Source organism: Streptomyces rubellomurinus, from assembly GCF_000961885.1.
In the GTDB taxonomy this organism is placed as follows: domain Bacteria; phylum Actinomycetota; class Actinomycetes; order Streptomycetales; family Streptomycetaceae; genus Kitasatospora; species Kitasatospora rubellomurina.
In genome coordinates, this window is record NZ_JZKH01000036.1 from 50,901 (window position 1) to 75,043 (window position 24,143).

Sequence of the window (24,143 nt, forward strand, 5' to 3'; positions counted from 1 at the left end):
CTGCTCGGGGCGTGGGGCCGGAGGGGTCGATGAACACGGAGGTGCATGACATGTCGCAGAGTCAGATCGCTCTCTTCTGGATGACGGCGCTGTGCCTGGCGGCCGTCCTCGGGTGGCGCGCGCTGCAGGAGCAGCTGCCGGGCGGTCGGCGCGCCAGACTCGTGCTGGCGGGCAGCAGCCCGCCGGTGTCGGCCGCGGGCCTGGAGCCGGGGACGGCGCCGGGTACGGGCACCCGTCCTGGCCCTGGTCCGGAGGCGTTCGCTCGGGCCCGGCTGCGGCTCGCGGCCGCCCTGGCGCCCGAACTGCTTCTCCTGCCCGCCGGGTTGGTCGCGTGGCGGGCCACTTCCTCCCCGGTGCCGGCGCTCGTCGCGGCCTTGGCCGTGCTGCCGGCGCGGCGGTGGCGGCTGCGGCGGCGTCTGGCGGCGGAGGCCGGGCGGCGGGCCACGGCCGTGGTGGATCTGTGTGCCGCGCTGGCCGGGGAGTTGCGCAGCGGGGCGACACCCGAGCGGGCGCTGCACCTGGTCACCGCGCGCCTCTTCGCCGACTCGCAGGCGCTGCGCCGGCTCGGTGAGGAGCCGGTGGCGAGGCTGGCGGCCGGCCGCTACGGCGGGGACGTGCTCGGCGCGTTCCACCTGCTCGCCGAACTGCCGGGCGGCAGTGGGGCGGCCGCGATCGCAGCCTGTTGGCGGGTGGCCTCGGAGGGCGGGTCGGGGCTCGCCACCGCGCTGGACCGGGTCGCCGAGGCGTTGCGCGGCGAGCGGGCGCTGGCGGAGGAGATCGCCGGGGAACTGGCGGGCCCCCGGGCGACGATCGCCGTCCTGGCCGTGCTGCCGGCCGCCGGACTGCTCCTCGGTGCGGCGCTCGGGGCACGCCCGCTGGACGTCCTGCTGCACACGCCCGCCGGGCTGGTCTGTCTGGCGGCGGGCGCGGCCCTGGAGGGGCTGGGGGTGCTCTGGACGGCCCGCATCGTCCGGGCGGCGGCCCGGGGCGGGCTGGAGGTGCCCCGAAGGCCCGGCGGGCGCGGTGCGGGCCGGGTGTCGGCCCGGGTGAGGTCCTGGGGCGAGGGCTGCGGGATCTCGCGGGTGCGGGCGCGCGGGTGGGAGGTGCGGCCGGGGTGAGTCGGGCCATGGAGTGGGCGGCTCTCGGGAGTTCGGCGGCGCTGGCCGGCTGGGCGCTGGTGCCGCCGGTGCTGAGGCGGCGGGCGAGGCGGCGCCGGGCGCTCGCCCGGGAACGGGATCGGGAGGAGGTCCGGAAGGAGGCCCGGAAGGAGCTCCGGGAACGAGCGGGCCCGGCCGGGCCGGGTGGTGAGCGCGGACGGCGGGTGGCCATGGCGGTCGCGGCGGGGCTCGGTGCCGCGCTGCTGCTCGGCGGCGCTCCCGGGATCGGGGCCGGGGCGCTGCTGGCGGTGGGTGCCTACCGCTGGCTGGCCCGTGCGCGGTCGCCGACGCACCGGCGGGCGGTCCGCGAGGAGGAGCTGCTGACCAGGCAACTTCCCTTGGGAGCAGAGTTGTTGGCGGCCTGCCTGGGGTCGGCGGCCTCGCCCTCGGCGGCCGTGGCGGCGGTCGGGCGGAGCGTGGACGCCCCGCTGGGGCCACGGCTGGTCGCGATCGGGGCCGAACTGGCCCTGGGGGCGCCGCCGGAGCTGTGCTGGGACCGGCTGGGCGAGCAGCACCCGGTGCTGGCTCCGCTGGCCCGCTGCCTGCTCCGGACGACCCTCGGCGGGGCCCCGGCAGCGCTGCCGCTGGTCGAGCTCGCCCAGCGGCAGCGGACGGCGGCGGCCCGGGCGGCCCACGCCCGGGTCCGGCGGGCGGGGGTGTTCGCCACCGCGCCCCTCGGGCTCTGCTTCCTGCCGGCCTTCGTGCTGATCGGCGTGGTGCCGGTGGTCGTCGGGCTCACCAGCAGGTTCGCCGAGGCGATGTGACGGATGGTCGGTCGGCTGTGTGATCGGAACGGGATTCGGAATCCAAGATCAGGAGGACTTCATGACTGCGGTGATCGTGACGGGGCCCGGTTCCGGGCGCGAGCTCGGGCAGTTGCCCGGGCCCTGGCGGCGGAGGAGCCGCCGGGTGGCTTGCGGGGTGCGCCGGATGGCCCGGCGCCGGGGCCGGTCGGATGCCGGGATGACCACGGCTGAGTACGCCGTCGGGACGCTGGGGGCGTGCGCCCTCGCGGCCGGGCTCTACAAGGTGGTGACCAGTGCGTCGGTGACGGGGGCACTGACCGACCTACTGGAGCGGGCACTCCATGCGACCTAGTCGGCGGGCGGTGTGCGGCGGCCGGGCCTGGTCGCTGCGGCCGAGCCGCCGGGGTGACGCGGGCTTCGTCACCGCGGAGACGGCGGTGGCCCTGCCGGCGCTCGTCCTGCTCGCCGTGATGTTGATCTGGGGCGTGCTCGCGGCGTCCGCGCAGATCCGCTGCGTGGACGCCGCCCGGGTCGGCGCCCGGGCGGCCGCCCGGGGCGAGGCGGATGCGGCCGAACTCGCCCGCGCGGCGGGCCCGCCGGGGGTGCGGGTACGGGTGTCGCTGGCGGCCGACACGGTACGGGTCGAGGTGGAGGCGCCGTCCGCGGCGCCGGGCCGGTTGGGCGCGCTGCTCGCGGTGCGGGTCGGTGCGGCCGCCGTGGCCGCACGGGAGGACGTGCTGACCGGGATCGAGGAAGGAGGTGAGGGCCGTTGGCCGGCCTGACCGGGCGGTGCCCGGTGGCGGGGCGGTGGGCGCGCGCCCGTACCGCCCGGGCGGCCGCGACGGGCGGGTACGGGCCGGATGCCGGTTCGGCGACGGTCTGGGTGCTCGCGCTGGCGATGCTGGGTACGGCGGTGTTCGCCGCGACGATCACGGTCGCAGCGGCGGTCGCCGCCCGGCACCGGGCCGAGTCCGCCGCCGATCTGGCGGCCCTCGCGGCGGCGGACCGGTTGCTGCTGGACCAGGACGGCGGGTGCGGGCGGGCCGTGGGGATCGCCTCGGCCCAGGGCGCCGCGGTGGTGTCCTGCACGGTGGACCGGTCGGCGGACGCGGTCGAGGTGGTGGCCGAGGTGCGGGTCGGTGGGCTGCCGGTGCGGCTGCCGATCGGCCCGGCCAGGGCGAGGGCCCGGGCCGGACCGGTGCGGGCCGCGGTCACCGCCGCCGAGGACGGCCTCGGCGCGGCCGGGGGCTCATGACTCCTTCGCCTCCCCCTCCACCGGGCCGGGGCTCGGTGGGCCGTCCGGGCGCGGGGCTCCGGCCAGCAGGACGTCCAGCAGCCGGACGGCGGCCGCCTTGTCCAGCGGGTCGTTCCCGTTGCCGCACTTGGGCGACTGGACGCAGGACGGGCAGCCGCGCTCGCACTCGCAGGCCGCGATCGCCTCGCGGGTGGCCGTCAGCCACTGGGCGGCCCGCCGGAAGCCGCGTTCGGCGAAGCCGGCCCCGCCCGGATGGCCGTCGTACACGAACACGGTCGGCAGCCCGGTGTCGGGGTGCAGCGGGACGGAGACGCCGCCGATGTCCCACCGGTCGCAGGTGGCGAACAGCGGCAGCAGGCCGATCGAGGCGTGCTCGGCGGCGTGGGCCGCACCGGGCAGCTGGTCGAGCGGGATCTCCGCGTCGAGCAGCTGGTCCTCGGTGACGGACCACCAGACCGCGCGGGTGCGCAGGGTGCGGGGCGGCAGGTCGAGCTTGGTCTCGCCCATGATCTCCCCGGTGGAGATCCGCTTCCGGAGGTAGCCGACCACCTGGTTGACCACCTCCACGGAGCCGAAGCAGAGCCGGCCCTCGCCCCAGTGGACGGTGGTGTCGGTGTCGAGGACGGAGATGGAGGTGATGTCACGGGCGGCCGTGCTGTACGGCGGGTTGGCCGGTTCGACCAGGGCGACCGAGTTGTCCAGGTCCAACTCCCGGACCAGGTAGGTGCGGCCCTGGTGGAGGTGGACGGCCCCGGTGTGGACGGTGGTGTGGGAGGCCGCCGCATCGACCGTGCCGAGCAGTCGGCCGGTGTCCGCCTCGACGATCTGCACCGGGCTGCCGCCGCTGCCCCGCAGGTCGACGGCGTCGGCGGCGCGTTCGCGGCGGGTCCAGTACCAGGATCCGTCCCCGCGCCGGCGCAGCAGGCCGCGCCGTTCCAGGACGGGCAGCAGCGGCGCCGTGGAGGGCCCGAACAGCTCCAGGTCGGCGTCGGTCAGCGGGAGTTCGGCGGCGGCCGCGCACAGGTGCGGGGCGAGCACGTGCGGGTTGTCGGGGTCGAGCACGGTGGCCTCGACCGGGGCCGCGAACAGCGCCTCCGGGTGGTGCACCAGGTAGGTGTCCAGCGGGTCGTCCCGGGCGATCAGGACGGCCAGGGCGCCCTGGGCCTCGCGGCCGGCCCGGCCCGCCTGCTGCCAGAGCGAGGCCCGGGTGCCGGGGTAGCCGGCCATCAGGACGGCGTCGAGGCCGGAGACGTCGACGCCGAGTTCGAGGGCGGAGGTGGAAGCGAGGCCGAGCAGTCGGCCGGAGTGCAGTTCGCGCTCCAAGGCGCGGCGTTCGTCGGCGAGGTAGCCGCCGCGGTAGGCGGCCACCCGGTCGGCGAGCGGCCGGCCGAGCTGGTCCTGGGCCTGCAGGGCGACGAGTTCGGCGGCGCGGCGGGAGCGGACGAAGACGACCGTCCGGGTCTGCCGTTCGACCAGGTCGGTCAGCAGGTGCGCGGCCTCGGCGGTGGCGGTGCGGCGCACCGGGGCGCCGTGCTCGCCGACGTTCTCGGTCAGCGGCGGCTCCCAGAGCCCGAAGACCATCGGTCCGCGCGGCGAGGCGTCCTCGGTGACGGCGACGGCGGGCAGGCCGGTGAGGCGCCGGGCGGTGACGGCCGGGTCGGCGGTGGTGGCGGAGGCGAGCAGGAAGGTGGGTGAGGAACCGTAGCGGGCGCAGATGCGGCGCAGCCGACGCAGCACCTGGGCGACGTGCGAGCCGAACACGCCCCGGTAGCTGTGGCATTCGTCGATCACCACGTAGCGCAGCACCTTGAGGAAGGAGGCCCAGCGGGCGTGCGCGGGCAGGATGCCCCGGTGCAGCATGTCCGGATTGGTGAGCACGTAGGACGCATACTGGCGTACCCACTCGCGTTCCTCGGTCGGGGTGTCGCCGTCGTAGAGGGCGGACCGGACCCTGGGCGGGGCGAGTTCGGCGGCCCGGCGGCGCTGGTCGGCGGCGAGGGCCTTGGTCGGCGCCAGGTAGAGGGCGGTGGCGCCGCGCCCGTTGCGGGCCTCGGTGCCGTCCAGCAGGTCGCTGAGCACCGGCGCCAGGTAGCCCAGCGACTTGCCCGAGGCGGTGCCTGTGGCGATCACCACAGTCTGGCCGGTTTTGGCCAGTTCCATCGCTTCTGCCTGGTGCGCCCAGGGCTGTTCCACGCTCACGGCGTGCGCGGCGGCGATGATCTCCGGTCGGATCGTGTCGGGCCACGGCGAATAACGCGCAGGTCGCGCGGGAAGGTGCTCCGTATGGGTGAGCCGATCGGACCGCCCCCGGCTGGTGGACAGGGTCGTGAGCAGTGCCTCGGGCAGGCTGTGTCGGGGCGGCATGGGGACCCAGTGTGTCACCGGCGTGACGGAGAATCGTCGTAAGCCATCGTGCGGGCATGGTCGCAGGTGGTTGAATGTGGCCGTGACGGCCGTATGGCCGTGGGTCGCAGCGCTGAGGCTTGCCACGCGTTGGCTGGGCGCGCCCGGGCTCGCGACCATGCGGTGGCGGCCGTCCGGCCGAGGATCGCACATGACGTAGCAAGGCAAGGTGCTGGAGGTTCCGTGGACCTGTCCCTGTCGACCCGCGCAGTCGGCGATCGTACGGTCGTCGAGGTTGGCGGCGAGATCGATGTGTACACCGCCCCGAAGCTGCGCGAGCAGCTGGTCGAGCTCGTCAACGACGGCAAGTACCACCTCGTCGTCGACATGGAAGGCGTGGACTTCCTCGACTCGACCGGTCTCGGTGTGCTGGTGGGCGGCCTGAAGCGGGTGCGTGCCCACGAGGGTTCGCTCCGCCTGGTGTGCAACCAGGAGCGCATCCTGAAGATCTTCCGCATCACCGGCCTGACCAAGGTCTTCCCGATCCACACCTCGGTGGACGACGCGGTCCAGGCGACCGACTGACACGGCCGGGCCGGTCCTCGCGGGCCGGCCCGCCCCGTTCCACGCGTCCGGGGTACCGGGGCCAAGCACGGTCCCGGCGTCCCCGGCCGCCCCGGGGCCGGTTCGACCGGCCCGCAGGGGCCGCACGCCCGGCCCCGGTCGGAGCACCCCGAGGGGGAGAGATGGCAACCGTCGAACTTCGATTCAGTGCGCTTCCCGAGCACGTGCGGACGGCCCGCCTGGTCGCCGCGGCCGTCGCCAGACGGGCCGGGGTCGACGAGTCGGTGCTCGACGAGGTACGGCTCGCGGTCGGCGAGGCCTGCTCCCGCGCGGTCGGCCTGCACCAGCGTGGCGGCATCGGCGGCACGGTGAGGGTCGCGCTGACCGATCAGGAGAAGCGTTTCCTCATCGAGGTCGAGGACGAGGCCGGCCCCGCCGCCGTCCCGGCCCCCGGCGCCGCCGGTGGCGGCGACCCGGACGAGGACACCCTGGGCCTCGCCGTGATCACCGGCCTGGTGGAGGACCTTGAGGTCACCAACGGCGCGGGCGGCGGGCTGATCCGGATGAGCTGGCCGGTCTCGGTCGCCTCCGTGGCGGTCTGAACCGGCCCTGAGCCGGTTCTTCAGCCAGCCCTCAGCCGGCTCTGAACCGGACGTCGAGCAGGCTTCACGCCCCGGACCCGTTTCTCGTCCGGTCTCCGGGACGGCGTCGATGGTTCGTCGTTCCCCGCGGTTCGTTGCTTCCGGCGCGGCCCTGGTCCGGTGACCGGTCACCCCGATTCGGTCGACCTCGCCGATCGCGTGAATCCCGTTGATCGGACCCCTGCCGCGCAAGAGCCCGTTCCTTCGGATCCGCACCCTGATCCAGCCGCCACGCCGGCGGTCACTTCGGCACGCCCGCCCGTGCGCCGCGTGCCGACTCGCACGGGCGTCGAGTGACGGCCGGGCGAGCCGATCAGGGGGGAGCCGGCCCGAGCGTTCGCCGGGGGCGGGGAACCGGGAGGGCGACAACGGCCGTGTAGGTTCGACGACCGAAGACGACCGAAGACGACCGATGACGACCGACGACGACCGAACCGAAAGGCCTCTCCCGGTGAACAAGCGACTGCTGGCCGTACCCGCCCTCGGCGTGCTGCTCGCGTTCGGCGCCGTCGCCTGCGGCGACGACAACAGCAAGCAGCTGGAGTCCTGGGCGACGAACGTCTGCGGCGCTGCCAAGGACCCGATCGCCCAGGCGCAGGCCGCGCTCGCCGACACCGGCCAGGTCAAGACCGGCGAGACCCCCGCCGACCTGAAGAAGCGGCTCTCGACGGACATCGGGCGCCTCGCCAAGACCAACCAGGACATCGGGGCCGCGATCGACGCGGCCGGGGCGCCCAAGGTGACGGACGGCGCGAACCTGCAGAAGGACGCCGTGGCCGAGCTGAAGAAGGCCTCGGACGGCTACCTGGACGTCCAGAAGAAGCTGGACGCGCTGGCCACCGACGACCAGTCGAAGTTCTCGGACGGGCTGCGCGGCATCTCCGACCAGCTGCAGCAGCTGGCCTCGCTGTCCACCGAGGCGCAGAGCAAGCTGCAGCGCGGTGACCTCGGTGCGGCCATGGCAAAGCAGGAGGGGTGCAAGCCCGCGCCGGCCGGCTCGTCCGCCACGCCGAGCGCCGGCGCGAGCGGTGGCGCCAGTGGCGCGCCGGCGACCCCGAGCGCCGGTACGGCCGCCGGAACGCCCGCGCCCAGTGGTACGTCCGCGCCCAGCGGCACCCCCGCGCCCGGAGCTACGGGCAGTGCGGCTCCTGCGGCCACGCCCACCCCGAGCGCGACCGCTCCGGCCACCCCGGCCCCCAGCGCGAGCTGATCCAGGACGGGCCGCACGCCCGGCAGGGCGAGGGCGCGGGGCCGCCGTGGCGAGTGGCCCCTGGCCCCTGGTGGGGGCGGGGCGGGGGACAATGGCGGGGTGACCAGTAGCCCCGTTCTCGACCCGACCCGCCTCGCCAAGCTGCGCGAGGCGCTGCTCGCCGCCTCCTTCACCGCCGATGGCTGCCTGGACCTGCTCGGGCCCACCGGCTACGCGGCGCTGGCCCGCAGCGAGACGGTGCCGGCCCTGCGCGCCACCCGTGGCGGCAGCCCGCTGGAGACCCTGGTGCGGCTGTTCCTGCTGCAGCAGCCGGTGCCGTACCGGGCGGCCGCCGCCGTGCTGCCGGTGGAGGACTGCCTGGCGGACGGCTGGCTGCGCCCGGACGGCGAGCTGGTGCGTGCCACCGTGGACGTCCGGCCGTACGCCAACGAGGTTGCCGGGATGCCCAGTTCGGATGCCTGGGTGGTCTCCGACCTGGGCTGCGCGGTGGGTGGCGCGGGCGGCATCGGCTCCGGCGTGACCGAGCACGGGGTGGCCCGCCAGGACCTGGTGCTCGGTGTCGGCGGTGCCTCGACCACGCTGGCCAACATCACCGTGCGCCGCCCCGTCCGGGCCGCGCTGGACCTCGGTTCGGGCTCCGGCGTGCAGGCGCTGCACGCGGCCCGGCACGCCCAGCAGGTCACCGCCACCGACCTCAACCCGCGCGCCCTGCGGTTCACCGAACTGACCCTGGCGCTCTCCGGCTTCGACCGGACCGAGGTGCTCGCGGGCAGCCTCTTCGAGCCGGTCGGGGAGCGGAAGTTCGACCTGATCGTCTCCAACCCGCCGTTCGTGATCTCGCCGGCCGGCCGGTTCACCTACCGCGACGGCGGCATGGCCGGCGACGACCTGTGCCGCAGCCTGGTGCGTTCGGCCGCCGCGCACCTGGAGCCGGGCGGCTACTGCCAGTTGCTCGCCAACTGGCAGCACGTCAAGGGCGAGGACTGGCACGAGCGGCTGGCCGGCTGGGTGGCGGGCACCGGGCTGGACGCCTGGGTGGTCCAGCGCGAGGTCCAGGACGTCTCCCAGTACGCCGAGTTGTGGCTGCGCGACGGCGGCGACCACCGCGGCCCGGGCGGTGACTACCAGGCCCGGTACGGCGAGTGGCTGGACGCCTTCGAGGCGGCCCGGGTCGAGGGCATCGGCATGGGCTGGATCACCCTGCGGGCGAGCGGTGCCGAGCGCCCGACCGTCCGGGTGGAGGAGTGGCCGCACCCGGTGGAGCAGCCGCTCGGCCCGCACATCGAGGAGTGGTTCGACCGGCAGGAGTTCCTGCGTTCGCACGACGACGCGGGCCTGCTCGCCGCCCGCTACGTGCTCGCGGACGAGGTGGTCCAGGAGCAGGTCGGCGCGCCGGGGGCGGAGGACCCGGAGCACGTGATCCTGCGTCACAACCGCGGCATGCGCCGGGCCACCAAGGTGGACACGGTGGGTGCCGGCTTCGTCGGGGTCTGCGACGGGACGCTGTCGGCGGGCGAGATCGTGGACGCCATCGCGCAGTTGCTCGGCGAGGATCGGGTCGTCCTGCGGGACCGGGTGCCGGAGTCGCTGCGGCTGCTGACCGAGCAGGGGTTCATCGCGCCGGCGCGGTAGGGCCTGTCGGTACGGGCCGGTTCACCTGCCCGTACCTCCTGGTTCGTCCGGCGGTCGCCCTGCGGCCCACCCTCGTTGGCCCCGTGCTGTGAGGCTCTGTCCACAGGCTGTGGACGGGGCTGGGGAGCCGGGGGCAGGGGTGGACACGACGACGGCGACGGTGGGCGGGCTGGTCCTCGCCCTCTTCGGTGGCGCGCTGCTGCTCTGGTGCGCCGCCGAAGCGCGCCTGCGCCACCGGGTGCGCCTGCGCGGGGTGCCGGCGGTGGCGACGGTCGTCGCCGAGGCCGACCCGCACGGCCAGCTCGACAGCGCGCCGCTGCTCTCCTTCGCCGTGCGGCCCCCGGCCGACGGCCCGGGCTCCGGCGGGGCCCTGCTCGCGGAGCTGGTGCTCACCCGCCCGCGCGGCCACACCCCGCTGCGCCGTCCGGACCGCTTCGCCCCCGGCACCTCGGTGCGGATCTGCTACGACCCGCGGCGGCCGTGTCGGGCGGTGCTGGCGGCGGGAGAGGCCGGCCGGGCGGCGGTCACCGACCTGCTGTGGAGCGCGCTCGGGGCGGCCTGCCTGCTGGCGGGATCCGGTCTGCTGGCCGCGGCTCACCAGTGACGCCGGCCCACCGGTGACGGCGGCCCACCCCTGACGGCGGCCCCACCCCGCGCGCCCTCGCACCCCCCGGTACCCCCTCGCACCTCCTCGTACGCCGTCGCCACCGCCCTGGTCGCGGGCCGCCGGCGGCGGACGGTCCGTCGGATTTCCGTTGACAGATCTTGAAATTCGTCATTCCATCCTCCCGAACCCGCCGAAGCCCCCCTCCACGGGGCGGGAACCCGCGGCATCGGGTTACCGTTCGAGTGGCGTCGGTGAGCCCGGGAAGTGAAAAAGCGGTATCCGTCCGTTTGACAAGGGTGGCCGGGGTACGGTCACACTCCGCTGGTGGGGTCGTCGTGCAGCGGCTGCCCCGGGACGGTGGCGGGGTCGGGCGGAGCGCAGCCCGTGCTGTCGGCGCCGACCAGCCGTATAAAGGACCGGGAGAGAAGAGCGAAGGTGTCCCCGAGCAGCGAGACCGCGCACGGACAGCGACTCGTCATTGTCGAGTCGCCGGCCAAGGCGAAGACGATCAAGGGCTACCTCGGCCCCGGCTACATCGTCGAGGCGAGCGTCGGGCACATCCGCGACCTCCCCAGCACCGCGGCCGAGGTGCCGGACAAGTACACCGGCGAGGTGCGCCGCCTCGGGGTCGACGTCGACCATGACTTCGCGCCGATCTACGTGGTCAACGCGGACAAGAAGTCGCAGGTCAGCAAGCTGAAGTCGCTGCTCGCGGAGTCCGACGAGCTCTTCCTCGCCACCGATGAGGACCGCGAGGGCGAGGCCATCGCGTGGCACCTCCAGCAGGTGCTCAAGCCCAAGGTGCCGGTGCACCGCATGGTGTTCCACGAGATCACCAAGACGGCGATCCAGGAGGCGGTGGCCAACCCGCGCGAGCTCAACCAGCGCCTGGTCGACGCCCAGGAGACCCGCCGCATCCTCGACCGGCTGTACGGCTTCGAGGTCTCGCCGGTGCTGTGGAAGAAGGTCATGCCGAAGCTGTCGGCGGGCCGCGTGCAGTCCGTCGCGACCCGTCTGGTGGTCGAGCGCGAGCGCGAGCGCATCGCCTTCCGCACCGCCTCGTACTGGGACCTGGTCGGCACCTTCGGCACCGGCCGCACCCCGGCGGACTCCGCCGACCCGGAGACGTTCGGCGCCCGACTGGCCAGCGTCGACGGCAAGCGGATCGCCACCGGCCGTGACTTCGGCTCGGACGGCCGGCTGAAGGCGGGCAGCACCAACACCCTGCACCTGGACGAGCAGGCCGCCCGGCAGCTGGCCGCCGCCCTGGCGCAGACCGCGTTCAGCGTCCGCAGCGTCGAGTCCAAGCCGTACCGCCGCTCGCCGTACGCGCCGTTCCGCACCACCACGCTCCAGCAGGAGGCCAGCCGCAAGCTGGGCTTCGGCGCCAAGCGGACCATGCAGGTGGCCCAGAAGCTGTACGAGAACGGCTTCATCACCTATATGCGTACCGACTCCACCACCCTGTCGGACACCGCGATCTCCGCGGCCCGCGCGCAGGTCACCCAGCTGTACGGCGCCGACTACCTGCCGGACGCGCCGCGTACCTACGCCAGCAAGGTCAAGAACGCGCAGGAGGCGCACGAGGCCGTCCGCCCCTCCGGCGACCGCTTCCGCACCCCGGCCGAGACCGGCCTGACCGGTGACGACTTCAAGCTGTACGAGCTGATCTGGATGCGCACCGTCGCCTCCCAGATGAAGGACGCGGTCGGCCAGTCCGTCACCGTCCGGGTCGGCGGCGCCGCCGCGGACGGCCGGGACGTCGAGTTCTCCGCCTCCGGCAAGATCATCACCTTCCACGGCTTCCTCAAGGCCTACGTCGAGGGCGCCGACGACCCGAACGCCGAGCTCGACGACCGCGAGCGCCGGCTGCCGCGGGTCGCCCAGGGCGACCCGCTGGCCGCCGAGCGGATCAGCCCGGAGGGCCACGCCACCAAGCCGCCGGCCCGCTACACCGAGGCCTCGCTGGTCAAGGAGCTGGAGGACCGGGAGATCGGCCGCCCCTCCACCTACGCGTCGATCATCGACACGATCATCCAGCGCCGGTACGTCTTCAAGAAGGGCACGGCGCTCGTCCCGTCGTTCCTCTCCTTCGCCGTGGTCAACCTGCTGGAGAAGCACTTCGGCCGGCTGGTCGACTACGACTTCACCGCGAAGATGGAGGACGACCTCGACCGGATCGCCGCCGGCGAGGCGCAGTCCGTGCCGTGGCTGAAGCGCTTCTACTTCGGCGAGGGCGAGGGCGCCGCCGGCGGTGCGGCCGAGGCCGGCAACGGCGACGGCGACCACCTGGGCGGCCTCAAGGAGCTGGTCACCGACCTCGGCGCGATCGACGCCCGGGAGATCAGCTCGTTCAAGGTCAGCGACGCCATCACCCTGCGGGTCGGCCGCTACGGCCCGTACGTCGAGCGCGCCTCCGAGGTCGAGGGCGAGCCCGGCCAGCGCGCCGACATCCCGGACGAGCTGCCGCCGGACGAGCTCACCGTCGAGCTGGCCGAGGAACTGCTGGCCAAGCCCAGCGGCGACTTCGAGCTCGGCCCGGACCCGGTCAGCGGCAACATGCTGGTCGCCAAGGACGGCCGTTACGGCCCGTACGTGACCGAGATCCTGCCCGAGGGCACGCCCAAGACCGGCAAGAACGCGGTCAAGGCGCGCACCGCCTCGCTGTTCAAGACGATGTCGCTGGACACCGTCACCCTGGAGGACGCGCTGCGGCTGCTCTCGCTGCCGCGCGTCGTCGGCACCGACGCCGAGGGCGTGGAGATCACCGCGCAGAACGGCCGCTACGGCCCGTACCTCAAGCGCGGCACCGACTCGCGCTCGCTCACCAGCGAGGACCAGCTCTTCACCGTCACCCTCGAAGAGGCGCTGGCGATCTACGCCCAGCCCAAGCAGCGCGGCCGGGCCGCCGCCGCCCCGCCGCTCAAGGAGCTGGGCACCGACCCGGTCAGCGAGCGCCCGGTGGTGGTCAAGGACGGCCGCTTCGGCCCGTACGTGACCGATGGCGAGACCAACGCCACGCTGCGCAAGGACGACGACGTCGAGACGATCACGCCGGAGCGCGGCTACGAGCTGCTCGCCGAGAAGCGGGCCCGCGGGCCGGTGAAGAAGGCGGCGAAGAAGGCCCCGGCGAAGAAGGCGACCGCCACCAAGACGGCCGCGAAGAAGACGACGGCGAAGAAGACCGCGGCCAAGAAGACGGCGGCCAAGACGACCACCGCGAAGGCGACCCCCGCGAAGAAGACGGCGGCCAAGAAGACCACCGCCACGGCGGCGGCGAAGAAGACCGCGGCCACCGAAGAGGACTGATCCTCCACCAGTGGCGTCGGGCCCGCGCTCCCGGAGAGGGGCGCGGGCCCGAGGTCTGTGCGGGGATCGTCACAAGCCGGTGCTGAGCCGGATCCGGAACCCCGTTCGTCTCATTCCGGCCAACCCCCGCCCGCTACGCTGACCGTATGACGAGCGAGGAGCAGCCCACCCCCAGCGCCGCCCCGGCCGCCAGAGCCGCCGTGCCCGACCTGCCGGAGGTCGCGCCCGCCGGGACCCCGGTCGACCGGGCCCGGGCACTGCTGCGGACCCGCCCCTACCGGCGGCTGTGGACCACCCAGCTGATCGGCAGTGCCGCCGATCGGCTCGCCCTGCTGGTGCTGGCCGCGCTCACCGTGATCGCCGCCGCCCAGGGGGGCTCGTTCGGCGACCTGCCGCGCAGCCTCGCCTTCGCCCTCGCCGCGGTCTTCGCCGTGCGGGTGCTGGCGAACGGGCTGGTCGGCGTCGCGCTGCTCGGGCCGGTGCACCAACTCGTCGCGGGCAAGCTCGACCGCCGCTGGACGCTGTTCGGCGCCGACGCGCTGCGCGCCCTGCTGATCGGCCTCGCGCCCTGGTGGGCCGTCTGGCTGAGCTCCGGGCCGAAGCCCTCCGGCGCCGCCGTCTACGTGCTGCTCGCCACCGTCTTCGTCACCGGTGCCGCCGAGAGCGTCCGGGGGATCGCCCGGGCCGCCGCCGTCCCCGGCCTGCTGCCGCCCGCCGACCCCTACGCGCCGCGCGCCGAGCAGCGGCCCTCCGCCGCCAACCTCGACACCGTCCGGAGCATCGACCGCTTCACCGGCTGGGTCACCGTGCCGCTCGCGGCCCTCGGCCTGGTCGCGTTCACCCTCGTCAACAACATCGGCGCGGCGCTCGGCTCGGACTGGCTGCGCGCCCACCAGCTGACCTTCGCGGCCCTCGGCGCGGCCGGCCTGTCCGCCGCCGCGGCCACCCGGACGTACCTCCAGCAGCTGTCACTCGGCCCGGTCGCCGTCGCCCCGCACTCGCCGCTCACCGGCCTGCGCGCCCCCACCGACGCGACCCCCGGCCCCGCGCTCGGCAAGGGCCGCACCGGCAGCGCCCCGTACTTCACCTTCGCAGTCGCCGCCGCCTTCGCCTCGATGGCCGGCGTCGTCTCGCTCGCGCTGCTGACCGCCGCCGAGCACCGCGCCGGACCGATCGGCTACGGCCTGCTGGTGCTCGCCGCCGCCGGCGCGCCCGCCCTCGGGGCCCGGCTCACCCGGGCCGTGCTGCCCTCGCTCTCCCGCCGCCGGCTGCTCGCGCTCGCCCTGCTCACCGAGGGCGTGGCGCTGATCCTCGCCGGGCTGGTGCTGGACTTCGTGCTCGTCCTGCTGCTCACCGTGCTGGCCGCGCTGGCCGCCGGGATCGTGGTCTCGGCCGGGCGCGCCCTGCTCGCCCAGGAGGTCGAGGAGGCCCGGCTGCCGAAGGTCGCCGAGCACGTGGACGCCGTCCTGCGGGCCGTCGTCGGCGCCGCGCTGGTCGCCGTGCCGCTGATCGCCGCCGGCTACGGGGACGTCGAGTACGGCACCGTCGAACCCGGCTCCTTCACCTTCATCCACGGCGGCGCGGCCCTCGCCGTCGCCACCTCCGGGCTGCTCACGCTGGCGCTCGCCGCCGTCGTGCTGCTGCGCACCGACGACCGGCGCGGCACCGCGCCGTTCGGCCGCGACCTGGTCGACGCGCTGCGCGGCAGCAGCGGCCCGGCGCCGCACCGGGGCGCGGGCACCGGATTCTTCATCGCCCTCGAAGGCGGCGACGGTGCCGGCAAGTCCACCCAGGCCCAGGCGCTCGCCGAGTGGATCCGCGGCAAGGGCCACGAGGTCGTGCTCACCCGCGAGCCCGGCGGCAGCCCGGTCGGGCAGCGGCTGCGCGGCCTCGTCCTGGACGTCGGCAACACCGGCCTGTCGCACCGTGCCGAGGCACTGATCTACGCCGCCGACCGGGCCGAGCACGTCGAGAACGTCATCCGGCCGGCCCTCGCCCGCGGCGCCGTCGTCATCACCGACCGGTACATGGACTCCTCCATCGCCTACCAGGGCGCCGGCCGCGACCTGGCCGCCACCGAGGTCGCCCGGATCTCCCGCTGGGCCACCGGCGGGCTGCTGCCCGACCTGACCGTCGTCCTCGACGTCGACCCGACCAAGGCCCGGGAGCGCTTCACCGAGGCGCTCGACCGGCTCGAATCCGAGCCCACCGAGTTCCACCAGCGGGTCCGGGCCGGCTTCCTCGCCCTCGCCGCCGCCGACCCGGCGCGCTACCTCGTCGTCGACGGCAGCCAGGCGCCCGGCTTCGTCACCACCGCCATCCGGCACCGGCTCGACCGCGAGCTGCCGCTCTCCGAGCAGGAGAAGGCCGCCCGCGCCGAACGGGAACGGCTGGCCCGGGAGGAGGCCGAGCGGCGCGCCGCCGAGGAGGCGCGGAAGAAGGCCGAGGAGGAGGCCGCCGAGCGCAAGCGGCAGGAAGTGCTCGCCCAGCTGCGTGCCAAGCAGGCCGAGACGGAACGGCTCGCCAAGGAGGAGGCCGAGCGGGCCGCCGCCGAGGCGCGGCGCAAGGCCGAGGAGGAGGCCCGCCGCCGCGCGGAGGAGGACGCACGCCGCCGGGCCGAGGAAGAGGCCGCGCGCCGGACCGCCGAGGAGGCGCGGCTCGCGGCGGAGGCCGCCGAGCGCAAGCGGATCGCCGACGAGGCGGCCGCCCGGGCCGAGCTGCAGCGGCAGCGGGAGCTCGCCCGCGAGGAGCAGCGGCGTCGGGCGGAGGAGGCGCTGCAGCGGGCCGAGGAGGCCCGGCTGGCGCAGGCCGCGGCGCTCGCGGCAGCCGCTGCGGCTGCCGCGGCCGCGGAGACGGCAGCGAACCGGGCCGCGGAGCGGGCGGTGCCCGGGGAGGCGGTGACCACCGAGCTGCGGGCGGTCGGGGACGCGCCGCGGGGCGGTGCGTCGGACGGTGCGGCGGGTGGCTCGGCGGACGGTGCGTCGCAGGCTGTCGCGGGGGTCGGGGACGAGACGACGCGGGAGCTGTCGCTGCGCGACCGGCAGGCGGCCGCTCAGGCCGCTCCGGGGGTGGACGAGACGGCGGTGCTGCCGCGCGTTCCGGCCGTACCGGCTGTGCCGGCCGTCGACGAGACCGCCGTGCTGCCGAAGGTTCCCGCCGTCGACGAGACCGCGGTGCTGCCGAAGGTGCCGGCCGCCGACGAGACCGCCGTGCTGCCGCGGATCGAGCCGGGCCGTCCCGGCGAGCCGGCGGACAGCACCCGGGAGCTGCCGGTGGTCGACGCCCGGCAGCCGGTCGTCGGGCAGCCCGCCGATCGGCCCGCCGTGGAGCAGCCGACCGCCGAGCGGCCCCGGCCGGAGTGGGCCGAGGAGACCCCGCTGGACGACCTGCCGAGCCTGACCGACACCCTGCTCGGCTCGCGCGACGAGTGGGACCGCTGGGGTGAGCCCGGCCAGGGCGACGGCGCGCAGCAGCGCGGCGCGGACGACTCCGGCGCGGTCGGCGGCAAGGGCGACGGCGAGGGCAAGGGCGACGGCAAGGGCAAGGGCCGGCGCTGGGGCCGCCGGGGCTGAGGCCCGGCGCCTTCGTGACGGGAGCGGGCGGCGTCGCCGGGGCAGTGGCCTCCGGCGGCGCCGTCCGTCGTTCGTCGTCCGTACCGGCCCCGACCCGGACCGGGGTGACCCGGACGGAGCAGTGGCTGTCGGAGCGGACACGTATGCTCGACGGCGGGGAAGAGGCGCCGGGAGCGCTGCCGTACGGAGCTTGGGAGCAGCAGTGGCCGTCTGGGACGACCTGGTGGGCCAGGAGCGGGTGGTCGAGCAGCTGACCGCCGCCGCCCGGGCGGCCGGGGCGACGGTCGAGGCCGGCCGCGGCGCCGCCCCCGGCCAGGGCGGGAACGCCTCCCTGATGACGCACGCCTGGCTGTTCACCGGCCCGCCCGGTGCCGGGCAGGTCACGGCCGCACGCTCCTTCGCCGCCGCCCTCCAGTGCACCAGCCCCGACCTCGCGCTCGGCGGCACGCCCGGCTGCGGGTTCTGCGAGGGCTGCCACACCGTGCTGGCCGGCAGCCACGCCGACGTGAAGTACGTGCGGACCGACGGCCTGTCCATCGGGGTCGGCGACATGCGGGACCTGGTCCTGCGCGCCTCCAGCTACCCGACCGGCGGCCGCTGGTCGGTGATCCTGGTCGACGCCGCCCACCGGCTCACCGAGGCCGCCGCCAACGCGCTGCTCAAGGGCGTGGAGGAGCCCTCCCCGCGCACCGTCTGGCTGCTCTGCGCCCCTTCCGTCCAGGACGTGCTGCCCACCATCCGCTCGCGCTGCCGCCTGCTGGTGCTGCGCACGCCCGCCGCCGAGGCCGTCGCCGACACGCTGGTGCGGCGCGACGGCGTCGACCCGGCGACGGCCCGGCTCGCCGCGCTCGCCGGGCAGGGCGACATCGAGCGCTCGCGCCGCCTCGCCGTCGATGAGCAGGCCCGGACCAGGCGTGCCGAGGTGCTGCGGATCCCGCTGGAGGTCGCCGACCTGGGCGGCTGCCTGGCCGCCGCCCAGCGCCTGGTCGACACCGCCAAGGCCGATGCCGAAGCCCTCGCCGAGACCCAGGACGCCAAGGAGACCGACGACCTCAAGGCCGCCTACGGCGCCGCCGAGGGCGGCAAGGCGCCGCGCGGCATGGCCGGGGCCGTCAAGGAGCTGGAGAAGCGGCAGAAGAGCCGCGCCACCCGCACCCGCCGGGAGACGCTCGGCGTCGCCCTGCTCGACCTGCTCGGCTTCTACCGCGACGTTCTCGCCATCCAGCTCGGCTCCACCGGCGCGCTCGCCAACGAGGACCAGCGCCCGGCGCTGGACCGGGTCGCCCAGGCGGGCCCGGCGGAGGGCACCTTGCGCCGGATCGAGGCGGTGCTGGCCTGCCGCGTGGCGCTGGACCGCAACGTCGACCCGCTGCTCGCCGTCGAGGCGATGACGGTGGCGCTGCGCGCGGGCTGAGGCCCGGCGGGGCCCTCCGGTAGGCCTCCCGGCGCTGGCCCGACGTCCCACCTTCGAGTGAACGAGCCGTACGCGCCGGACGCACCCGCGTGTGACGCTGCGCCCGTTGTGCACGCTGGGGCGGACTGCGCCCCGCCCGGCCCCGCGCTCCCCAGCCCGGAAGGCCCGCCGCCGGGCCGCCGTCACCTCCCGTACGGTGCCGGGTCCGGTCCGGTGCCGGCCCTCCTCCCGAGGTGGTGCGTGCCATGGTTCGTCCGCTCCTCGTCATCCCCCTACTGGCGGCCGCTGTCGGCGGGATCTGGCTGGCGCGCGGCGCGCTCCAGCGCTGGCGCGACCTGCGTGCCGCCGAGACCTACGAACTGGCCGGGGACCGGTGGCCGATGCTGTTGCGGGCGGGCGGGGCGATGGTCTGCGGGGTGTGTGTCACCGCGTTGACGCTGCTCACCGCGCTCGGGGCGTTCGGCGGGCTCGGGCGGGGCGACCGGGAGGAGCCGGTGGGCGACTCGGTGGCGGGAGCGATGGCGGGAGCGGGAGCGGGAGCGGGAGCGGGGGCGGGGCGGCAGCAGGCGGTGCCGCCCGCGGTCGCGCCTTCGGCTTCCGCTCCGGCCCCGGCTCCGGCTCCGGCTCCGGCTCCGGCTCCGGCTCCGGCTCCGGCTCCGGTGCCCGCCGTGGCCAGCCGCTTCGACAGCGTCGGGCACCCGGGCGGCGGGGAACTGCTGCAGTCCGCCGTCCTCGGCCCGGACGGGCGCCCGCGCAACGTCCGGGTGTGGCTGCCACCGCAGTACGCGAAGGAGCCGAACGCGCACTTCCCGGTGGTCGTGATGCACGCCGCCACACCGAGCAGGACCGCCGACGCCGAGGTCCCCGACGTCTTCGAGGGCATCGGCTCGGCCCTCCAGACCGGCAAGGCCCGTCCGTTCATCCTCGTCGCCCCCGAAGCGCCGAACGGCACCGCGCACCCCTGCGAGCTCGTCGCCGCCGCGCCGGCCGCCGTCGCCGACGACGCCACGCTGCGCACCACCATCGCCGCCTCCTTCCGCACCCTGCCGCCCGGCCCGGCCTCCTGGGGCACCCTCGGCGTCGAGGGCGGTGCGCCCTGCGCCGCCGCGGCCGGGCTCGCCCGCCCCGACCTGTACGGCGCGGCCGCCGCAGTCTCCGGCCGGTACGACGCGGCGGCGCTCACCCAGACCGGTGCCGAGGCGCCGGCCGGCAGCTCCGCCAAGCTGCTGCTCGCCGCGGCCAAGGCCGACGCGGCCGGGCTGGACGCGGCCCGCAAGCTGCAGTCCTCCCTCAAGTCCGGCGCCGGCCCCGCCGCCAAGGCCGAGGTGCGGATCTCGGACAACGTGCAGGACTTCAGTGCCGACCGGGAGCGGCTGCGGCTGGTCCGGCAGGCGGCGCAGTACCTGGCCGAGACGCTGACCAAGGCGTCCTGAGCGGGCGTCGGACGGGGGTTACGCTGCCCGGTACCCGGGGTGGGTACCGGGCAGCGGCGCGTCGTCGGGGCGTAGGCGCGCGGGCGTGCGGCTGCGGGTGCGCGGGTTCGTCGTGGCAGGGGGTCGAGGAGTGGAAGGGAGCCGGATGAGGGGCAACGGGCGGGTGGCGGTGGCGGCCGGGATGCTCGTGGCGGCGCTGCTGGCGGGCGGGTGCAGCTCGGGGCCGTCCGGGTCGGACGGCGCGCGGCCCTCCGGTGGGTCCGCGGCGGCCTCGTCGGACTCGACCGGGGCGGGTGGCGGCAGGGCCGCGTCCGGGGCGACGCCGCTGGAGCCGCTGCCCGCCGCCGTCCCGGCCGCGCTCGCGCCGTACTACGCGCAGCGGCTCGCCTGGCAGCCGTGCGACGGCGGGTTCGAGTGCACCACCTTCCGGGTGCCGCTGGACTACGAACGGCCCGGCGACGGCGACCTCACCCTGGCGGCGGCCCGGGCGGTGTCCGTGGCCTCCGGGGGCTCCGGGGCGGCCGAGGCGCCCGGAGCGTCCGGGGGCTCGGAGGAGGGGAGCGCGGGCGGTGGCGGTGCCCCGGCCCGGCTGGGCTCGCTGCTGCTGAACCCCGGCGGGCCCGGCGGCTCGGCGATCGAGTACCTGGAGACCGCCGCCCGTACCTACGACGGCGGGGTGCGCGCCCGGTACGACCTGGTCGGCCTCGACCCGCGCGGGGTGGGCCGCAGCAACCCGGTCACCTGCCTGAGCGGCGAGCGGATGGACGCCTACACCGCCGTCGACCTGACCCCCGCGGACCAGTCCGGCGTCGACGCGCTGGTGGCCGCCGACAAGGAGTTCGCCGAAGGCTGCCGCCGGCACACCGGGCCGGCCCTCGGCCACCTCAGCACCGTCGAGGCCGCCCGCGACATGGACGTGCTGCGCGCCCTGCTCGGCGACGAGAAGCTGAACTTTGTCGGCAAGTCCTACGGCACCTTCCTCGGCGCCACCTACGCCGGCCTCTACCCCGGCCGGGTCGGGCGGCTGGTGCTGGACGGCGCGATGGACCCGTCCCTCGACTCCGTCACCGGCAACCGCACCCAGGCCGGCGGCTTCGAGACCGCCTGGACGGCCTTCGCCAAGGACTGCGCCACCCGCGACGACTGCCCGCTCGGCCGCGCCGAGCAGCGGATCGGCGAACAGCTCAGCTCCCTGTTCGCCGCCGTCCACGCCCACCCGCTGCCCACCACCGACAACGGCCGCCGGCTCACCGAGGCGCAGGCCACCACCGGCGTCATCCAGGCCCTCTACGCCGACTTCCTCTGGCCCAAGCTGCGCACCGCGCTCTCCGACGCCCGGGCGGGCGACGGCACCGGCCTGCTGAAGCTCTCCGACTCCTACTACGGGCGGGAGAACGACGGCAGCTACCCCAACCTGATGTTCGCCAACACCGCCGTGAACTGCCTCGACCTGCCCGCGCCCTTCGGTGGGCCGGAGGACGTCCAGCGGGCCGTCCCGGACTTCGAACGGGTTTCGCCGCACTTCGGCCGCGACATGGCCTGGATGGCACTGGCCTGCACCTACTGGCCGGTCCGGGCCACCGGCGCGGCCCACACCATCCGCGCCGCCGGCGCCGCCCCGATCGTCGTCGTCGGCACCACCCGCGACCCGGCCACCCCGTACGCGTGGGCCCAGGCCCTGGCCGGCCAGCTGGAGTCCGGCCGCCTCCTCACCTACGACGGCGACGGCCACACCGCCTACGGCCGCCGCAGCGCCTGCGTGGACACCGCCGTCAACCGGTACCTCCTCACCGGCGAAGCCCCCGAGCCGGGCAAGCGCTGCGACCGGTAGCCGGCGGGCCGGCAGGCTCAGGCGGAGGACACGGCCAGCTTGGCGGCGAACCCGGCGAACAGCACCGCGACCCCGCTGGTCAGCGTGGCGGACAGGCGCTTGCGGCGCCGGAACGCGCTCGCGAGGGTGGTGCCGGCGAAGATCAGGAGCGACAGGTAGAGCACGCTGAACGTCTGCAGGATGCCGCCGAGCAGGCCGAACGAGAGCGCGGGCTGCCCGTAGGACGGGTCCACGAACTGCGTGAAGAACGAGAGCAGGAACAGGATCGCCTTCGGGTTCAGCAGGCTGATCACCAGCGCACGGCGGAACGGCCGCTCGCCGGCCTCCGCCACCGGCTCGGCCTCCGGATCGGCCGCCGGATCGGCCCCGTCCCCGGCCCGGCGCTCGCGCCACAGCTGCCGGGCGGCCCGGAGCATCCCGTACCCGATCCACAGCAGGTACGCGGCCCCGCCGAACTTCACCACCGCGAACACCGCCGGATTGGCCTCCAGCAGCGAGGCGGCCCCCAACGAGGTGAGGCTGATCAGCGTGAAGTCCCCGACGAACACCCCCGCCGCGGCCCGGTACCCCGTGCGGATCCCCTTGCGGGCGGCGACGGACAGCACGTACAGCGAGTTGGGGCCGGGCAGCAGGACGATGACGAGGGCGCCGAGAACATAGGTCGCCAGGTCGTTCACACCGAACACGGTGCACTCCGGGATGGGGGAAGAGCGGCAGGGGGGGGCGCTCATCGTAACGTCACACCGCAGACCGATTGAAGCGACAACCACCACCCCCTCGCCCACCCCGCCTCCGCCCCGGCTACGGATCACCACCGAACCTGTGTAGACTGGCCCGCGTTGCCGCCACACACGGCAACGGTGCCGCCTTAGCTCAGTTGGCCAGAGCAACGCACTCGTAATGCGTAGGTCGCGGGTTCGAATCCCGCAGGCGGCTCAGAAGCGGAAGGCCCGGTCAGATGTTCTGACCGGGCCTTTCTGTTGTCTCCGGCGTGCGGCGGAGGTAGCAGTGCGCTCAGGCGGTGCTGGGCGCTATGCCGCGGTGGGAGAGGTGAGCTTGTTCTTCTCGCGCCACTTTTCGTAACGCCAGGCCAGAGCGTCTGGGTGGGGGTAGTTCGCCAGGCCGTCCAGATGGGTCTTGGTGATTCCAAGTTGGGCCAGATTGGGGCCTTGGGGCCGGACGAGGACCTCTCGGGTGACTGGGTGGATAGCGAAGAGGTGGGCATCGAATGCGCGGTGGAGGGCTGCGTTGAGGGGCAGGCCATTGCGTGGGTCGGAGGTGCCGTTGGCGGCTACCGGGCGCAGGTGGGCGGCTTCGAGCATTTCGGTGACCGCGATGCCCGACAGGGGGCAGACCGGTCCGTAGCGGTGGAAGACTTCCAGCTTGAAGCGGGCCTGGTCAGGGCGGGTTGTCACGGTCCCGGTCCGCCGGCGCCGCCGGTTGCCTTCGAGCTCGAAGGGCGTTTCATCAGAGCGGTCGGTGGTGAGGAGGCGGGCTGGGGCCTCAGGGCCGAAGGTGACGAGGAACCGCTTGCTGCGGTCCTCCCAGCCGGCGATCCAGGCAAGCTTGACCGATCGAAGGCTTCCTCGCTCCGAAATCATGAAGACCGGAAGCTTGAGCTCGGCCGCGGTCTTCGTGGCCTCCACCTCGGCTTCGTCCTGTCCTCGCCGCTCAGTAATGGGGTAGTGGTAGAGGGCGCTTTCGTCGTTGATCTCGTCGGGGTAGTCAGTCCCGGTGTGCTTCAGACCCACGCCCAGGCCCTTGGGGTGGAGGTGCTTGGTCCGGGCCTTGTCGACCCAGATGCCCTGCTGGCTGCCGTAGGCACCCACCGACCGAACCTCAGCCGAGGTCACCAGTCCTTCGGGGTTGCTGCAAGCGATGAGGTGCTTCCACATGGCCTGGCGCCAGTTGCGCTCGTCGTCGATCGTGGTGGGGCGACCGCTTAGCACCGTGTAACCGAGCGCGCGCAGGGTGGTGTGTGCGTCGCCCTGCCCGCCGCTGGAATCGATCCGGGACGTGGTGGCTGGCGGGGGTTGGAAGTCGTAGGCCGCGCCGGCAATGGCCCTCGCACCGTAGAGCCGGTCCTCGTGCTGGAGGTAGAGGTGGTCGGCCTCGCCATCGTCGTAGCGGTCGTGGAAGGCCTTGCGCCCCATCGCATCGTGCTCGGCGATCGCTTGCAAGACCGCTGAAGCATCGGTCAGTTCTCGGATGTTGATCGACAATGCCCCTCCTCGGATCCGAAAGGATCCTAGGCGCCGGTACTGACAGTCGGTTCCGCGGGCATCCAGGCCCCACCAGCAGCCTCCACGCCTTGATCCGTTGACCGAGCCGCTGGCCTCGGCGCATGGTGCCAGACTTGCCGCTGGACCAGCGGGTGGCGAGTGAGGGGTGGTGGGGCGGGTGGCTCGGGTGGTGGTGCGGGACGGGGG

General features: G+C 74.9%; 18 protein-coding genes and 1 tRNA gene. 16 read left to right on the forward strand and 3 right to left on the reverse strand.

All coding sequences use genetic code 11. The annotated features are described in order from the left end of the window. Positions 1-50 precede the first annotated feature (50 nt). The 5 genes from VM95_RS18840 (at position 51) to VM95_RS18860 (ending at position 3,158) form a co-directional block, all read left to right on the forward strand. Positions 51-1,118: a type II secretion system F family protein gene (locus tag VM95_RS18840; protein WP_107073007.1), complete on the forward strand. Its 1,068-nt coding sequence runs from the start codon at positions 51-53 to the stop codon at positions 1,116-1,118. Further along, entirely contained in the window at positions 1,115-1,921 is an 807-nt protein-coding gene (locus VM95_RS18845; protein WP_157882144.1) for a type II secretion system F family protein, read from the forward strand. The genes VM95_RS18840 and VM95_RS18845 overlap by 4 nt, the downstream gene beginning before the upstream one ends. A gap of 166 nt (positions 1,922-2,087) precedes the next feature. After that, complete coding sequence (locus tag VM95_RS44475; RefSeq protein ID WP_107073008.1) at positions 2,088-2,255, forward strand: DUF4244 domain-containing protein; 168 nt, start codon at positions 2,088-2,090, stop codon at positions 2,253-2,255. Continuing rightward, positions 2,245-2,685, forward strand: a complete 441-nt coding sequence (locus tag VM95_RS18855) for a TadE family type IV pilus minor pilin (protein ID WP_045698278.1) — start codon at positions 2,245-2,247, stop codon at positions 2,683-2,685. Before VM95_RS44475 ends, VM95_RS18855 begins: the two co-directional genes overlap by 11 nt. After that, complete coding sequence (locus tag VM95_RS18860; protein ID WP_244178841.1) at positions 2,673-3,158, forward strand: Rv3654c family TadE-like protein; 486 nt, start codon at positions 2,673-2,675, stop codon at positions 3,156-3,158. The genes VM95_RS18855 and VM95_RS18860 overlap by 13 nt, the downstream gene beginning before the upstream one ends. Here VM95_RS18860 and VM95_RS18865 read toward each other — a convergent pair. Continuing rightward, positions 3,153-5,522, reverse strand: a complete 2,370-nt coding sequence (locus VM95_RS18865; protein ID WP_107073006.1) for a DEAD/DEAH box helicase — start codon at positions 5,520-5,522, stop codon at positions 3,153-3,155. The two genes, VM95_RS18860 and VM95_RS18865, sit on opposite strands and share 6 nt — an antisense overlap. 222 nt (positions 5,523-5,744) lie before the next feature. On the opposite strand from VM95_RS18865, the gene bldG reads away from it, so the two are divergent. The 10 genes from bldG (at position 5,745) to VM95_RS18915 (ending at position 21,714) form a co-directional block, all read left to right on the forward strand. After that, positions 5,745-6,086 (forward strand): anti-sigma factor antagonist BldG, encoded by a 342-nt coding sequence (gene bldG, locus VM95_RS18870; RefSeq protein ID WP_045698282.1) that lies wholly within the window; start codon positions 5,745-5,747, stop codon positions 6,084-6,086. 161 nt (positions 6,087-6,247) lie between these two features. Continuing rightward, positions 6,248-6,667 carry an ATP-binding protein gene (locus tag VM95_RS18875; RefSeq protein ID WP_045698284.1) on the forward strand — a complete coding sequence of 140 codons (420 nt, stop codon included), beginning with the start codon at positions 6,248-6,250 and terminating at the stop codon, positions 6,665-6,667. A gap of 490 nt (positions 6,668-7,157) precedes the next feature. Then, positions 7,158-7,916, forward strand: a complete 759-nt coding sequence (locus VM95_RS18880) for a hypothetical protein (RefSeq protein WP_052707442.1) — start codon at positions 7,158-7,160, stop codon at positions 7,914-7,916. A 99-nt stretch (positions 7,917-8,015) separates the two neighbouring features. After that, positions 8,016-9,548: a DUF7059 domain-containing protein gene (locus VM95_RS18885; protein ID WP_045698287.1), complete on the forward strand. Its 1,533-nt coding sequence runs from the start codon at positions 8,016-8,018 to the stop codon at positions 9,546-9,548. 139 nt (positions 9,549-9,687) lie between these two features. Beyond that, positions 9,688-10,152 carry a DUF3592 domain-containing protein gene (locus VM95_RS18890; RefSeq protein WP_045698288.1) on the forward strand — a complete coding sequence of 155 codons (465 nt, stop codon included), beginning with the start codon at positions 9,688-9,690 and terminating at the stop codon, positions 10,150-10,152. A gap of 438 nt (positions 10,153-10,590) precedes the next feature. Beyond that, positions 10,591-13,464 (forward strand): type I DNA topoisomerase, encoded by a 2,874-nt coding sequence (gene topA, locus VM95_RS18895; RefSeq protein WP_045698289.1) that lies wholly within the window; start codon positions 10,591-10,593, stop codon positions 13,462-13,464. 146 nt (positions 13,465-13,610) lie between these two features. After that, positions 13,611-17,036, forward strand: coding sequence for a dTMP kinase (gene tmk / locus VM95_RS18900; protein WP_052707443.1), 3,426 nt, complete (start codon positions 13,611-13,613; stop codon positions 17,034-17,036). A 202-nt stretch (positions 17,037-17,238) separates the two neighbouring features. After that, positions 17,239-18,450, forward strand: a complete 1,212-nt coding sequence (locus VM95_RS18905; protein ID WP_045698291.1) for a DNA polymerase III subunit delta' — start codon at positions 17,239-17,241, stop codon at positions 18,448-18,450. 245 nt (positions 18,451-18,695) lie between these two features. Continuing rightward, a complete protein-coding gene (locus VM95_RS42645; protein ID WP_157882145.1) occupies positions 18,696-19,883 on the forward strand; it encodes a hypothetical protein in 1,188 nt (395 codons plus the stop codon). Between the two features lie 145 nt (positions 19,884-20,028). After that, entirely contained in the window at positions 20,029-21,714 is a 1,686-nt protein-coding gene (locus VM95_RS18915; RefSeq protein ID WP_045698294.1) for an alpha/beta hydrolase, read from the forward strand. 17 nt (positions 21,715-21,731) lie between these two features. On the opposite strand, the gene leuE is transcribed toward VM95_RS18915, so the two are convergent. Beyond that, a complete protein-coding gene (leuE, locus tag VM95_RS18920) occupies positions 21,732-22,391 on the reverse strand; it encodes a leucine efflux protein LeuE (RefSeq protein ID WP_157882146.1) in 660 nt (219 codons plus the stop codon). Positions 22,392-22,576: 185 nt separating this feature from the next. Here leuE and VM95_RS18925 point away from each other — a divergent pair. After that, positions 22,577-22,650, forward strand: a tRNA-Thr gene (locus VM95_RS18925). Positions 22,651-22,745: 95 nt separating this feature from the next. On the opposite strand, the gene VM95_RS18930 is transcribed toward VM95_RS18925, so the two are convergent. Beyond that, entirely contained in the window at positions 22,746-23,936 is a 1,191-nt protein-coding gene (locus VM95_RS18930; protein WP_244178842.1) for an HNH endonuclease, read from the reverse strand. Positions 23,937-24,143: the final 207 nt, after the last annotated feature.